This is a genomic window from Phaeobacter italicus (assembly GCF_019801785.1).
Classification (GTDB): domain Bacteria; phylum Pseudomonadota; class Alphaproteobacteria; order Rhodobacterales; family Rhodobacteraceae; genus Phaeobacter; species Phaeobacter italicus.
In genome coordinates this window covers 428,468-442,083 of sequence record NZ_JAHVIJ010000002.1, presented here as the reverse complement: position 1 = coordinate 442,083, position 13,616 = coordinate 428,468, and the positions used below count along the sequence as shown (strand labels likewise).

The following is a 13,616-nucleotide window of genomic DNA, read 5'->3' as shown; positions in this document are numbered from 1 at the left end:
TCAGCTATCCCTCATGTTCCGGGCCTTGAATATGGGCGGCCCCGGGGTTCACCGGCAGCAACCAAGGCAGTCTGTCAGGCTTGCCCAACCTGGGTCCGGCCCCGCCGGTCGTGGCGCAGAGATGCATATAGCACGTGGGTCCGCCATCGCCCGTTGATTTGTAAATAAGACTGGGCCACGCCCTCGTATTTGAAGCCCGCGCTTTCCAAAAGCCCCCGCGAGGCCGCGTTTTCCGGCAGGCAGGCGGCCTCGATGCGGCTGAGGTCCAGCTTGGTGAACGCGTGATGGACCATCGCGCCAATGGCCTCTCGCATATAGCCGTTGCGCGCATAGGGCAGACCGGTCCAGTAGCCGAGCGTTCCGGCCTGCGCCGGGCCACGACGGATATTGTCGAGCGTGATCGCACCCACAAGCGCCTGATCGGAGCGACGGACCAGAAACATCGGCAGCGCCGACCCAGAGCTGACAGCCCGGCGCGCCCAATAGACACGGTTGGTAAAGCTTTTGCGGCTGAGATGGTCGGGCGCCCAGCTCGGCTCCCACGGGGTCAGATAGCTCTCGCTGTGCTGGCGCAACGCCGCCCATTCGCGAAAATCCGCATGAATCGGCGGCCTGAGGGTCAGGCGCTCGGTCTCGATACGTACCTTGCGACCGGTCAGCAACATCAGGCGGCGCGCCTCTCCTGCAATGCCTCCAGACGGGCAGCATCCCCTACCGGACCGTAAAGCGCCAGCGCCATCGGGGCCTCATGTGCCATGGCCTGCGCCATCGCGCGCACATCAGCGGTGGTCACGGCGTCGATGCGGGCAACCGTTTCCTCAAGCGGAGGCACCTTGTCCCAGATCTGCACCAGCCGGGCCAGACGTTCGGCGCGGTTGGTCGGGCTTTCCAACCCCATCAACATCCCCGCCTTCATCTGGGCGCGGGCGCGATCAACCTCGGCATCGCTCATGTCGTCTGCGGCGCGCTTCATCTCGTCGATGGTGATCTGGGCGAGCTGATCCAGCTGCGCGCCAGAGGTGCCGGCATAAAGCGTCAGCGCGCCGGTATCGGCGTAGGCGCCGGTCTGGGCAAAGATCGTGTAGCAAAGCCCGCGCTTTTCGCGCACCTCCTGGAACAGGCGGCTCGACATGCCGCCCCCCAGCGCGCTGGAATAGATCTGCGCCGTATAGATGTCATCGTCACGGTATCCCGGCCCTTCGAAAGCCAGCGCGATATGGGCCTGCTCCAGCGCCTTTTCGTGCCGGGCTTCACCACCGGTAAACCGAGCCGGGGCCACGTCGAACAGGGGTTTCGGGCGCATGTGGCCAAACAGGTCTTCGGCCAGTTTGACAATCGCGTCGTGATCCACGGCACCAGAGGCTGCGAGGATCATCTGACCGGGGCCGTAGTGTTCGGCCACGAAACCTTCCAGATCCGCGCGCCCAAATGCACGCACCCGCTCCGCCGGGCCAAGAATGGTCCGCCCGATGGGCTGGTCATGATAGCTCTCTTCCTGCAGCCAGTCGAAGATCACATCATCAGGCGTATCCAGCGCCTGACCGATCTCCTGCAGGATGACACCGCGCTCGATCTCGATTTCGCGTTGATCGAAAATCGGGTTCAGAACGATATCAGCCACAACATCCATCGCCAGCGGCACGTCGTCCTTGAGAACGCGGGCATAATAGGCGGTTACTTCGCGGCTGGTGTAGGCGTTGATATATCCGCCCACATCCTCGATCGCTTCGGCAATCTCCAGCGCGCTGCGACGCTTGGTGCCTTTGAACGCCATATGCTCAAGAAAATGGGCAATACCGTTCTGTTCGATCCGCTCGTGCCGCCCGCCGGCCGTCACCCACAGGCCGATCGCTGCGGATTGCAGCCCCGGCATGGTTTCAGTGACGACGCGGAACCCGTTGGCGAGTTGGTGCTGTTTGACTGTCAATTCGCGATCTGCTCTCTGATGTGGCTTTCAAGCGCGGCAAGATCGTTGGCGATCCGCGTCACGCGCTCTGGTGTGTCATACAGATCTGCCATGCGCGGGGGAAGAGGCGGATGCACGTCGCTGGCGGCCTCGACCGCAGCGGGGAATTTCGCCGGATGCGCGGTGGCAAGAGTGACCATCGGCACGGCAGGGTCGCGCAGTTCGTTGGCGACTTTGACACCAATGGCGCTGTGCGGACACAGCAGTTCGCCCGACGCCTTGTATTCAGATGCGATGGTGGCAGAGGTTTCCTCTTCCGAGCAGCGGCCGGAGACATAGTGCTCCTGCAGGGCTTGCATGGCACCCTGGCTGACCTCGAAACCACCGGATTTCAGCTCTTCCATCAGCTGAGCCACGGCTGCGCCATCCTGATTGTAGGCATAGAAAAGCGCGCGTTCAAAGTTCGAGGACACCTGAATGTCCATCGACGGAGAGATCGACGGGATGGTGTCGCCCTTGTGATAGCCCTGCCCGCTCAGGCAGCGGTGCAGAATGTCGTTCTGATTGGTCGCCACCACCAGCTTGTCGATCGGCAGGCCCATCTGCTTGGCGATAAAGCCCGCAAAGATATCACCAAAGTTGCCGGTCGGTACGGTAAAGCTCAGCTTGCGCTCTGGCGCGCCGAGGGAGACCGCAGAGAAGAAGTAGTAAACCACCTGCGCCAGAACGCGGGCAAAGTTGATGGAGTTCACACCCGCCAGCTTGACCTCGTCGCGGAAGTCGAAATCGTTGAACATGTCCTTGAGCGCGGCCTGGCAATCATCGAAATCGCCATCGACGGCCAGGGCGTGCACATTCGCATCGCTCGGCGTGGTCATCTGGCGGCGTTGCACCTCGGAGACGCGCCCGTGCGGGTAGAGGATGAACACATTCACCGCTTCCAGCCCGCCAAAGGCCTGGATCGCCGCCGACCCGGTATCGCCAGAGGTTGCCCCCACGATGGTCACGCTGTCGCCGCGCCGTTTCAGCGCGGTTTCAAACAGCTGCCCGATCAGCTGCATGGCGAAATCCTTGAACGCCAGCGTCGGGCCGTGGAACAGCTCCATCAGAAAATGGTTGGGGGCCAGCTGCACCATCGGCGCGCGGGCGGCGTGGCCAAAGCTCTCGTAGGCGCGGCCGATGATGGCGCGGAATTCATCATCGCTGAAGCAGTCGCCGATGAAGGGGCGCATCACACGAAACGCGACCTCTTCGTAAGACAGGCCCGCCAGCGCCGCGATCTCGTCCTTGGACATGGTCGGGATTTCAGCCGGCACATAAAGACCGCCATCACGGGCAAGGCCAGTCAGCATGGCTTCTTCAAAGGTCAGCTCGGGCGCCTGGCCCCGGGTCGAGATATATTTCATCGCTTCAGCCTTCGGATTTTGGGCGCGAGCGCCACAGGAAATAGGTGGTCATGGCGGCCCAGATCAGGGCCAGCGAAAACCAGGTGATCGCGTATTGCAAGTGATTGTTCTGAATGCCCGCTGTTGTCACAGGCTGGGCGGTGATCCCGGCCGCTGCGCTGTCGCGGGCCACGATCAGAACGGGCTCTGTGCCCAGCTTGTCCGACATATAGGCAATGTCACGGGCATAGAGGATATTGGCGGCGGTATCAGGCTCTGGTGTGGTCCAGTCGCCTTCGTCCGGCCACAGGAGGTTCCCGGTCACGGTGGCACCACCGATGGGGCGGTCTTCGGCCTTGGCGGCGGACGGAATAAAACCACGGTCCAACAGCACCCGGCGGCCATCTTCGGTCACGAAGGGGGCAATGACGCGATAGCCCGTCTCCGCCGCTTTGGTGACCCAGAAAACATGCAGTTCACCCGGCTCGATCTCGCCGTTTACACGGACGGCACGATAGCGGTCCGTGGTCTCGCTGGGTGCGTCGGGCAAGGCAACCGGTGCCGCCGCGATGCGGGTCTCGATCGTTTGCAGCAGCTCGCCCTTCCACGCCAGTCGCTGGATCTGCCAGACCCCGAGCGACACCAGCGCCGCAAGGCCCAGACCGCCAACAAGGGAAAGAAAGATCAACCGCCGCATACCGCTGTCCTTGCGAATGAGAAAGCGCGCGGAGCATGGCTCCGCGCGCTGCATGTCTTACGGGGTCAGGTCAGGATTTGGAACCAAAAACCTGTGCCCCGTACAATTTGAAAAGGCTTAGTGGGCCAGGCCCGCGGTGCCCCAGATGTAGACCGCCACGAAGAGGAACAGCCACACCACGTCAACAAAGTGCCAGTACCAAGCTGCCGCTTCGAAACCGACGTGCTGCTTGGGCGTGAAATCACCCTTCATCGCGCGGATGAGGCAGACGGTCAGGAAGATGGTGCCGATGATCACGTGGAAGCCGTGGAAGCCGGTTGCCATGAAGAAGTTCGAGTAGAACTCATCACCGCCGAACTGCCAGCCTTCGTGCAGCAGGTGGTAGTATTCGTAACCCTGCAGGAAGGTGAAGAACACGCCCAGAACGATACCGATGGCCAGGCCCTGGATCAGCGCCTTGCGGTCGTTGTTGTGGACCAGCGCGTGGTGCGCCCAGGTCACCGCACAGCCGGACAGCAGCAGGACCAGAGTGTTGATCAGCGGCAGGTGGAATGCGTCAACCGGGTAGATGTCCGGCGCGACATATTCGGTGCCGACATAGGTCTCCATCGGGTAGATGGCGTGCTTGAAGAACGACCAGAACCACGCGAAGAAGAACATGACTTCGGACATCACGAAGAGGATGAAGCCATAGCGCAGACCGATGCGGACAACCGGGGTGTGATCGCCCTGACGGGCCTCTACCACAACTTCGGCCCACCAGGCATAGGCGCTGTAAAGCACCATGACAAAGCCGCCCCAGAAAGCCCATGCGGTGACGCCGTGCATCCACAGAACCGCACCGAACAGCATGATGAAGGTACCGACGGAGCTGAGCAGCGGCCAGATCGACGGCGGAAGAATATGATAGTCGTGATTTTTAGCGTGCGCCATTTAAGTGTCCCTCACCTAGCGGCCTAGTTCGTGATTGTGTCTGCCCCGGCTTTATCACCGGTCTCGAGGGCCGCATAGCCTTCGGGCAGATCGATTTCATAGAATGTGTACGACAGCGTGATCGTATGCACGTATTTTCCATCGCGATCCTCAACAATTTCAGGATCCACGAAGAAGGTTACGGGCATTTCAACCCGCTCACCCGGTTGCAGCACCTGCTCTTCGAAGCAGAAGCATGCGATCTTGTCAAAGTAGCCACCGGCGGAATAGGGCGTCACGTTATAGGACGCCTGCCCGGCCACGGGGCGGTCTGTGGGGTTGTAGGCCTCGTAAAAGGCCAGACCGGTCTCGCCGATCTTGATTTCCATCTCGCGCACCTTGGGGGTGAATTCCCAGGGCATGCCGCGTTCCTTGGATGCGTCGAAACGCACTGTGATGGTCTTGTCCAGAATGGTGTCAGAGCCCTGGGATGCGACACCTGTCACACCGCCAAAGCCAGTCACACGGCAGAACCAGTCGTAGAACGGAACCGACGCCCAGGAGAGCGCCCCCATCACCACGACGACGCCAACCAACTGAACAACGGTTTTCTGCGGTCCTTGCAAAGCCATCAGTTTTGCCCCTCTGTCTGTTGCACATCCGAGGAGGTGTTGGGAAACTTGAAGCCTGCCGATGTGACCTTGACGATGGTCAAGGCCAGAACCAGCACCACGAAAGAAGCCAACAGGACACCGACGCCCACGTTGCGACCCTTGCGGCGCTGGTGCAGCTCATGCTCTTTGCGCAAGCTCATGTTACCAGCCTCCCAGGCCATAGGGCTTCAGCACGGCCTCAGCGAGGATCGCACCGAAGTGAAGGAAAAGGTACAGCAGCGACAGCTTGAAGAAGCTGCGCTCGACCTTGAAATTGTCTGCCTCGCTGTCGTTCTCGTCACGGCGCGAAATTTTCCACGCGCCGTGCAGGAATAGGGCGTTCAGCACAACAGCAACGGCCAGGTAAATCGGGCCACCCACGCCAGAGAAAGCGGTGCCAACAGCCAGGAGCGCCAGCAGGATGGTGTAGATCAGGATGTGTTTACGGGTTGCCGGGCGGCCGTGGGTCACGGTCAGCATCGGCACACCTGCATCGTCGTAATCAGAGCGCATGAACAGCGCCAGCGCCCAGAAATGGGGCGGTGTCCACATGAAGGTCAGGGCGAACATCAGCCAGGGTTCGATCGCCATCGAACCGGTCGCTGCGATCCAGCCGATCACCGGCGGGAATGCACCAGCCGCGCCACCGATCACGATGTTCTGCGGCGTCGCCCGTTTCAGCCACATGGTATAGATCACCACGTAGAAGAAGATGGTGAAGGCCAGAAAGGCCCCCGCAAAGATATTCGTTGCCAGCGCCAGCATGATCACGGACATGCCCGACAGCGCCAGTCCCAGCGACAGGGCTTCACCCGGTTCGACCTTGCCTGCGGGGATCGGACGCGACTTGGTGCGTTTCATCACCTGATCGATATCCGCATCCCACCACATGTTCAGCGCACCGGATGCACCACCGCCGATGGCGATGAACAGGATTGCGCAAAAGCCCACAACGGGATGCACGGCCACCGGCGCGGCCAGCAGGCCAACAAGCGCCGTAAACACCACAAGGGACATGACACGCGGTTTCAGCAGGGCAAAGTAGTCCCCGAACTCCGCGTCCCCTTCCCGGACGGTGCTTGCATTGATGCTTGCGTCAGTCATCGCTCACTCTCTGGGTCACTCTGTGGTCGTGATCACGACGTGAATTGGCTTATCGAAATCGGGCGCGCGGTTGAGGCGCACCCAGTTTCTGTGTTCACGAGATAGCTAGCTGGCGCCTGCCCCGGGGCAAGCGCCGGTCGTATCGCTTAGTTGGAGGCGACCTGGTAGGAGCGCGGGATACCTGCGTATTCCTCGATCGCGCCGTCCAGCCACTCCTGGTAGGCTTCTTCGCTGACCACTTTGACGGTGATCGGCATGTAGGCGTGGTCCTTGCCGCAAAGTTCGGAGCACTGACCGAAGTAGATGCCTTCCTTCTCTGCTTTGAACCACAGCTCTGCCAGACGGCCGGGAACGGCGTCCTGCTTCACACCAAAGGCCGGGATGGTCCAGGAGTGGATCACGTCCGCGCCAGTCACCTGCATCACGACGGTCTTGCCAACAGGCACGACAACGGCGGTATCGGTTGCCAGCAGGTATTCGTCTTCGGCATAGCCGTTTGCTGCCAGGTCTTCCTTGGCGAGCATGAAGCTCTCAAAGCCGAATTCGTGGTCGGTGTACTCATAGCCCCAGTACCACTGGTAGCCGGTCACCTTGATGTTGATGTCACCCTCGGGGATCTCCTGCTGGCGGAACAGCTCCGGCAGCGAGAAGGAACCGATGAAAACCAGGATCAGGATCGGCACAACGGTCCAGGCGATTTCGATCGGGGTGTTGTGAGTAAAGGACGCCGCGGTCGGGTTCGCACGGCGGTTAAAGCGTACGATCGCGTAAAGCAGCAGCGCACCAACGAATACACACACGGCGGTGATGATCACCAGGATCATGTTATCCAGAGTGTGGATGCCTTCAGCGAGTTCGGTCGCCGCCGGCTGGAAGCCAAGGCCGCCATCGACCGGCTTACCAATGGTTTCCAGACCTTCTTGCGCCATTGCTGGAAGGCTCGAAAGGCCAGTGAAAAGGCCTGAAAGCATCAAAGCGTTCTTCATGTCATGTCCTGATCGGTTGATCGAGTTGTTCCTGTGCCGACGTCGCCCTGGTGGAAAAATTTGATTCCACAAAACGCACCGGACCCGTTGTCTTTGACGCTGCTAAAAATCATATTCCATCGTGCAGTTAAAGAGGAATGCTCGCGTCAAAGCGTCGCTTTCTTGATTTAGATCAAAAAAACTGAGGTCAAAACCATGGATACCGCAGCCTTCCGGCCCTTTGAAACCACCCTGCCCGAGGATGAGGCGCTGGGGGTGCTGCGTCAGGCGCTTGCTGGTGCCGACGACGGAGAGATCTTTGTAGAGCGGCGCAAATCCGAAGCACTGGTGTTCGATGATGGTCGGCTGCGCAGCGCCAACTATGACGCTGCCGAGGGGTTTGGCCTGCGGGCCGTGAATGGCGAAGTGGCCGGTTATGCCCATTCGACCGACGTATCCATTGCCGGGCTGAAGCGGGCGGCCGAAACCGCGCGTCTTGCGGTTGGCGATGGCGGCGGCACAATGGCGCCGCCTCCGGTGCGCACCAACACACGTCTTTATACTGACGCCGACCCCATCGGGGCGATGCCCTTTGCGGTCAAGGTCGAGACACTGCGCGAAATCGATGCCTTTGCGCGCGACATTGATCCACGGGTGGTTCAGGTGACGGCCATGCTTGCGGCCTCCCTTCAGGAGGTTGAGATCCTGCGCGCCGACGGAACACGCGTGCGAGATGTGCGCCCCATGACCCGGCTCAATGTCTCTGTCATCGTGGAACAGGACGGACGCCGCGAGAGCGGCTCTGCCGGCGGTGGCGGGCGTGTTGGGCTGGATGGCCTGGTCGATCCCGCCGACTGGCAGGGAAAGGTGCGCGAAGCCTTGCGCATTGCCTGTGTGAACCTGGATGCAGTGCCCGCGCCAGCGGGAGAGATGGATGTGGTGCTTGGGCCCGGCTGGCCCGGTATTCTTTTGCACGAAGCCATCGGTCATGGGCTTGAGGGCGATTTCAACCGCAAGGGATCTTCTGCCTTTGCGGGGCTGATGGGCCAGCAGATCGCTGCCAAGGGCGTGACAGTGCTGGATGACGGCACCATCCCCGACCGTCGCGGCTCTATCACTGTCGATGACGAGGGCACACCGAGCCAGAAAACCACCCTCATCGAGGACGGCAAATTGGTCGGTTTCATGCAGGACCGCCAGAATGCCCGCCTGATGGGAGTGGAAAGCACCGGAAATGGACGACGTGAAAGCTATGCCCACGCCCCCATGCCGCGGATGACCAACACTTATATGTTGGGGGGCGACGCGAACCCCGACGATCTGGTGGCCTCGATCAAGGATGGGATCTGGGCCGTTGGCTTTGGCGGCGGTCAGGTCGACATCACCAATGGCAAATTCGTGTTTTCCTGCACAGAGGCCTATCGGGTGAAGGACGGCAAGATCGGCGCGCCGGTCAAAGGCGCGACATTGATCGGCGACGGCGCAACCGCGCTGCACCAGATCCGCGCGCTTGGCAACGACATGGCACTGGATCCCGGCATGGGCAATTGCGGCAAGCAGGGCCAGTGGGTGCCGGTGGGCGTTGGCCAGCCAAGCGTATTGATGGGCGGCCTGACGGTTGGGGGATCAGCGACCTGACCGCGATCTGAACAGCCAAAATCCGGAATCGCCGCCGACTCGCCCCGCCCGAGTCGGCGGTTTTTTAACATTTGAGGGCGAGTCGGCAGCAGTTTTCGCCACAGGCCCCAAGGCCGGGTGACCCGACACACTCCGCTTGATGAAAATTTGTCTATATAATTTAGGATGTTAGTTTTCAGTTTGAGAAAAGCTTTCATCAAACCCGCCCCGTTCATCAACTGTTAACCACCAAAAAGGTAATCATAATCCTGCAACAAGGCGGAGCGCAGGATGACCGAAGAAGCACTTTCTTCCACTCACCCCCCACTCCCACCCACCACGGAAGATTTGCGGATATCTTGCCTCCGTCTGTTGCGCTCCAGAAAGGTTGGTGCGGTGACCTATCACCGTCTGATCGCCAAACATGGGTCAGTGCAGAACGCATTGTCCGCGTTGCCCGAAATGGCACGCGCCGCTGGCATTCAAGGGTATGAAATATGCTCTGCCGATGCGGCAATAGCCGAAATAAAGGCCGCAGAAGCCGCCAATGCGCGGCTTCTGTGCTTTCATGACGCCGACTACCCCTCTCTTCTCAAGGATCTGCGCGACGCTCCGCCCCTGATGTGGGCTGTGGGCGATACCTCTGTTCTGGCCCGGCCCACCATTGCCATTGTCGGGGCGCGCAATGCCTCTTCTCTGGGGATCCGGATGGCGCGCGCATTGGCCAGAGACCTGGCAGAGGCCGGATATACCGTGATCTCCGGGCTGGCGCGCGGGATTGATACCGCAGCCCACGTGGCCTCTGTCGGCTCCGGCACCTGCGCGGTCATGGCTGGTGGTGTTGATGTGATCTACCCGGCCGAAAACCTGCAACTTGCCCGCGACATTGCAGATCAAGGGCTGTTGCTGTCTGAACATCCCCCCGGCATGTCACCGCAGGCCCGCCATTTTCCCGCCCGCAATCGCATTATCGCAGGCGCCGCACAGGCGGTCGTGGTTGTGGAAGGGGCGGCGAAATCCGGCTCTCTCATCACTGCGCGCGATGCGCTGGATCTCGGCCGTGAGGTTCTGGCGGTTCCCGGTCACCCTTTTGATGCCCGCGCAGCCGGATGCAACATGCTGATCCGCGATGGCGCGCAACTGGTCCGCAGCGCCGATGATGTGATCGCAGCCCTGCCCCCGATGGATCATTGCCCGGTGGTCACGGCCCCGCAGCCCGCCCCCTTGCCTGATGTGACAAACACCGTCGCGCCACCGGACCTGGCGCCGCCTCCACCGGAGCAGCGCAGCCTGCAGGAAACCGCCGCCCTGCATCAGGAGATCCTGGACCGGCTTGGCCCCTCGCCCCTGACGGAAGATCAGCTGCTTCGGGACTTGTCGCTGGCCGCAAAGGACTTGTCGCCGGTTCTGACTGATCTGGAGCTCTCCGGCGACATCACCCGCCAACCCGGCGGCATGTTGATCCGGGGCGACTTTGGCCGCTAGCTGCCTTGCCCCCGCCCGCCGAATTGACGCCAACGCCTGCGCTGCAAAGCCGCAACCGCACCTGGCCAATGAATGCCGGATTGACAATCTCCCCTTGCACCCCACATCTTGCCCCGCCATAGAGCGCCCGGAATCCGTCGCACAGAGGTTTACGTATATATGCCAGTCGTTGTTGTAGAATCGCCTGCTAAGGCCAAGACAATTAACAAGTATCTTGGCTCTGACTATACTGTGCTGGCCTCCTACGGACATGTGCGCGACCTGCCTGCAAAGAACGGTTCGGTTGAACCCGACGACGATTTTGCCATGACTTGGGAGGTCGGAGCGGACAGCCGCAAGCATGTCAAAGCCATCGCAGATGCCTTGAAAGACGACAACGCACTGATCCTCGCGACCGACCCTGATCGCGAAGGAGAAGCAATCAGCTGGCACCTGCAGGAAGCGTTGACCAAGCGGCGCTCCATCAAAAAGGACACCGCTGTCAGCCGCGTGACCTTTAACGCGATCACCAAAGACGCCGTAGCCGAGGCGATGAAAAACCCCCGCCAGGTCGACATGCCGTTGGTAGAGGCCTATCTGGCCCGCCGCGCGCTGGACTACCTTGTGGGCTTTAACCTGTCACCGGTTCTGTGGCGCAAACTGCCCGGCGCCCGCTCTGCGGGTCGTGTGCAATCGGTCTGCCTGCGCCTCATCGTCGAACGCGAGATGGAAATCGAGGCGTTCAATCCACAGGAATACTGGTCGGTAAAGGCCGCGCTGACCACGCCGCGTGGGCAGGAGCTGGAAGCCCGACTGACGGTTCTGGGCGGCGACAAGCTGGACAAGTTTGATCTTGCCAACTCCACCGCTGCGGAGCTGGCTGTGCAGGCGGTCGCCAGCCGGGCGCTGTCAGTTACATCGGTGGAGGCAAAGCCCGCCTCCCGCAACCCCTCTGCCCCCTTCATGACCTCGACCCTGCAACAAGAGGCCAGCCGCAAATTCGGCATGGGTGCACGCCAGTGCATGAACGCGGCGCAGCGTCTCTATGAGGCGGGTCATATCACCTATATGCGAACCGACGGCATCGACATGGCGCCTGAGGCAGTACAGGCCACCCGCGCCGAAATCGAAAGCCGCTATGGCGCCGATTACGTGCCCTCCTCGCCGCGCATCTACAAGAACAAGGCCAAGAACGCGCAGGAAGCGCACGAATGTATCCGCCCCACGGACATGAGCCGGGACGCCGCCAGCCTGAAGCTGAGCGAAGACGACCAGCGCAAGCTCTATGATCTGATCTGGAAACGGACCATCGCATGTCAGATGGCCGGCGCCCGCCTGGAGCGCACCACCGTTGATATCGGTTCCGCCGACCAGCAGGTTGTTCTGCGCGCCACCGGTCAGGTGGTTCTGTTTGACGGCTTCCTGCGGGTTTACGAGGAAGGCCGCGATGATGTGGCGGATGAGGATGACAAGCGCCTGCCGCAGGTGATGCAGGGCGACGCGATGAAATTTGCCGCCGCGCTCAGTGCGCAGGCGGAAAAGGCGGGCAAGGAGGCTTCGGTCCTGTCCGACAACAGTGCCGTGCTGGCGCTGCAGCACCACACGCAGCCACCGCCGCGCTATACCGAGGCAACGCTGGTCAAGCGCATGGAAGAGCTGGGCATTGGCCGCCCGTCGACCTACGCATCTGTGATCACCACGATCCAGGACCGCGAATATGTCCGCAAGGACAAGAACCGCCTGTTCCCAGAGGACAAGGGCCGGATCGTCACGATCTTCTTGCTGAACTTCTTCCGCACCTATGTGGGCTATGAGTTCACCGCCAATCTTGAAAACCAGCTGGATGACGTGTCGGCAGGTGATGCGGATTACAAGGAGTTGCTGAGCAAGTTCTGGCGCGATTTCTCGGCCGCTATTTCAGAGACTTCGGATCTGCGGATCTCAGAGGTTCTGGATGTTCTGGACGAGGCGCTTGCGCCGCAGCTTTACCCGCCCCGCGAAGACGGAACAGACCCGCGTGTCTGCCCCAAATGTGGCGCCGGGCAGCTGCATCTTAAAACCTCGCGCACCGGTGGTTTTGTTGGCTGTGGCAACTACCCGGAATGCAACTACACACGCCCGATTTCAGGCGAAGGTGCCGAAGGGTACGAACGCATTCTGGGCAAAGACGATGGCGACGAAATCCACCTGAAATCCGGCCGCTTTGGCCCCTATGTTCAGCGCGGCGAGGCAACGCCAGAAAACAAGAAACCGCCGCGGTCCTCGCTGCCCAAACAGGGTCGCGACTTTCTGCCCGGCTGGGGTCCGAATGAGATCGGGCTGGAGCAGGCGGTCACTCTGCTGACGCTGCCCCGCGACGTGGGCCAACACCCCGAGGGTGGCATGGTTCAGGCCAACCTCGGCCGCTTTGGCCCCTATATTGCGCACCAGAAGCCCGACGAGGAAAAGCCGGTTTATGTGAACCTCAAGGAAACGCTCGACGTCTTTGAAATCGGCATGAACCGCGCGGTGGAGATGCTGGCGGAAAAACGCGCCAATCCGGGCCGTGGCCGCCGCGCCGCCGCCAAGGCGCTCAAGGAGCTGGGGGATCACCCGGAAAGCGGTGGGGCAATCAGCATCATGGATGGTCGCTATGGTCCCTACGTCAAATGGGAGAAGGTGAACGCCACCCTGCCCAAGGACGTGGAGCCCAAGGACGTCACCGTTGAGATGGCCGTCAAGCTGATCGAGGAAAAGGCCGGCAAGTCGAAGAAGAAGGCGCCCGCCAAGAAGAAAGCAGCTCCGAAAAAGACGGCCGCAAAGAAAACCACCAAGAAAGCGGCGGCCAAGGACGCGGAATAAGCTCGCCTTGACCCTTCCCAAACGAAAAATGCCGGTCAGCCCCAGCTGATCGGCATTTTTGTCGGCGGGCAG

The 13,616-nt window shown here is 61.0% G+C and carries 12 protein-coding genes; 3 read left to right on the top strand and 9 right to left on the bottom strand.

Features of this window, described 5'->3' with window-relative positions; translation table 11 throughout:
- Positions 1–74 precede the first annotated feature (74 nt).
- The 9 genes from KUV39_RS06460 to coxB form a co-directional block, all read right to left on the bottom strand.
- A complete protein-coding gene (locus KUV39_RS06460) occupies positions 75–665 on the bottom strand; it encodes a GNAT family N-acetyltransferase (RefSeq protein WP_008562154.1) in 591 nt (196 codons plus the stop codon).
- Entirely contained in the window at positions 665–1,927 is a 1,263-nt protein-coding gene (locus tag KUV39_RS06455; protein ID WP_222459282.1) for a M16 family metallopeptidase, read from the bottom strand. The genes KUV39_RS06460 and KUV39_RS06455 overlap by 1 nt, the downstream gene beginning before the upstream one ends.
- Positions 1,924–3,312, bottom strand: coding sequence for a threonine synthase (gene thrC, locus KUV39_RS06450; RefSeq protein WP_222459281.1), 1,389 nt, complete (start codon positions 3,310–3,312; stop codon positions 1,924–1,926). Before thrC ends, KUV39_RS06455 begins: the two co-directional genes overlap by 4 nt.
- A gap of 4 nt (positions 3,313–3,316) precedes the next feature.
- Positions 3,317–3,988, bottom strand: coding sequence for an SURF1 family protein (locus KUV39_RS06445; protein ID WP_008560400.1), 672 nt, complete (start codon positions 3,986–3,988; stop codon positions 3,317–3,319).
- A 117-nt stretch (positions 3,989–4,105) separates the two neighbouring features.
- Positions 4,106–4,921 (bottom strand): cytochrome c oxidase subunit 3, encoded by an 816-nt coding sequence (locus tag KUV39_RS06440; protein WP_222459280.1) that lies wholly within the window; start codon positions 4,919–4,921, stop codon positions 4,106–4,108.
- 23 nt (positions 4,922–4,944) lie between these two features.
- Positions 4,945–5,532 carry a cytochrome c oxidase assembly protein gene (locus KUV39_RS06435; RefSeq protein ID WP_008561815.1) on the bottom strand — a complete coding sequence of 196 codons (588 nt, stop codon included), beginning with the start codon at positions 5,530–5,532 and terminating at the stop codon, positions 4,945–4,947.
- Complete coding sequence (locus tag KUV39_RS06430; protein WP_037302546.1) at positions 5,532–5,714, bottom strand: hypothetical protein; 183 nt, start codon at positions 5,712–5,714, stop codon at positions 5,532–5,534. Before KUV39_RS06430 ends, KUV39_RS06435 begins: the two co-directional genes overlap by 1 nt.
- Position 5,715: 1 nt before the next feature.
- Positions 5,716–6,657, bottom strand: a complete 942-nt coding sequence (cyoE, locus tag KUV39_RS06425) for a heme o synthase (protein ID WP_008560518.1) — start codon at positions 6,655–6,657, stop codon at positions 5,716–5,718.
- A gap of 146 nt (positions 6,658–6,803) precedes the next feature.
- Complete coding sequence (coxB, locus tag KUV39_RS06420) at positions 6,804–7,643, bottom strand: cytochrome c oxidase subunit II (RefSeq protein WP_008559214.1); 840 nt, start codon at positions 7,641–7,643, stop codon at positions 6,804–6,806.
- Positions 7,644–7,838: 195 nt separating this feature from the next.
- On the opposite strand from coxB, the gene tldD reads away from it, so the two are divergent.
- The 3 genes from tldD to topA all read left to right on the top strand — a co-directional run bounded on the left by tldD (position 7,839) and on the right by topA (position 13,544).
- The gene (tldD, locus tag KUV39_RS06415; RefSeq protein ID WP_008561715.1) at positions 7,839–9,260 is read left to right on the top strand and encodes a metalloprotease TldD; all 1,422 of its coding nucleotides are present in this window, start codon (positions 7,839–7,841) and stop codon (positions 9,258–9,260) included.
- A gap of 270 nt (positions 9,261–9,530) precedes the next feature.
- Positions 9,531–10,724 (top strand): DNA-processing protein DprA, encoded by a 1,194-nt coding sequence (dprA, locus tag KUV39_RS06410; protein WP_222459279.1) that lies wholly within the window; start codon positions 9,531–9,533, stop codon positions 10,722–10,724.
- A 159-nt stretch (positions 10,725–10,883) separates the two neighbouring features.
- A complete protein-coding gene (topA, locus tag KUV39_RS06405; protein ID WP_222459278.1) occupies positions 10,884–13,544 on the top strand; it encodes a type I DNA topoisomerase in 2,661 nt (886 codons plus the stop codon).
- The last annotated feature ends 72 nt before the right edge of the window (positions 13,545–13,616 follow it).

Coding starts and splice junctions, on each gene's coding strand:
- KUV39_RS06460 (WP_008562154.1), bottom strand. CDS start 665: ATGTTGCTGACCGGTCGCAAGGTACGTATCGAGACCGAGCGCCTGACC.
- thrC (WP_222459281.1), bottom strand. CDS start 3,312: ATGAAATATATCTCGACCCGGGGCCAGGCGCCCGAGCTGACCTTTGAA.
- KUV39_RS06445 (WP_008560400.1), bottom strand. CDS start 3,988: ATGCGGCGGTTGATCTTTCTTTCCCTTGTTGGCGGTCTGGGCCTTGCG.
- KUV39_RS06440 (WP_222459280.1), bottom strand. CDS start 4,921: ATGGCGCACGCTAAAAATCACGACTATCATATTCTTCCGCCGTCGATC.
- KUV39_RS06435 (WP_008561815.1), bottom strand. CDS start 5,532: ATGGCTTTGCAAGGACCGCAGAAAACCGTTGTTCAGTTGGTTGGCGTC.
- KUV39_RS06430 (WP_037302546.1), bottom strand. CDS start 5,714: ATGAGCTTGCGCAAAGAGCATGAGCTGCACCAGCGCCGCAAGGGTCGC.
- cyoE (WP_008560518.1), bottom strand. CDS start 6,657: ATGACTGACGCAAGCATCAATGCAAGCACCGTCCGGGAAGGGGACGCG.
- coxB (WP_008559214.1), bottom strand. CDS start 7,643: ATGAAGAACGCTTTGATGCTTTCAGGCCTTTTCACTGGCCTTTCGAGC.
- tldD (WP_008561715.1), top strand. CDS start 7,839: ATGGATACCGCAGCCTTCCGGCCCTTTGAAACCACCCTGCCCGAGGAT.
- dprA (WP_222459279.1), top strand. CDS start 9,531: ATGACCGAAGAAGCACTTTCTTCCACTCACCCCCCACTCCCACCCACC.
- topA (WP_222459278.1), top strand. CDS start 10,884: ATGCCAGTCGTTGTTGTAGAATCGCCTGCTAAGGCCAAGACAATTAAC.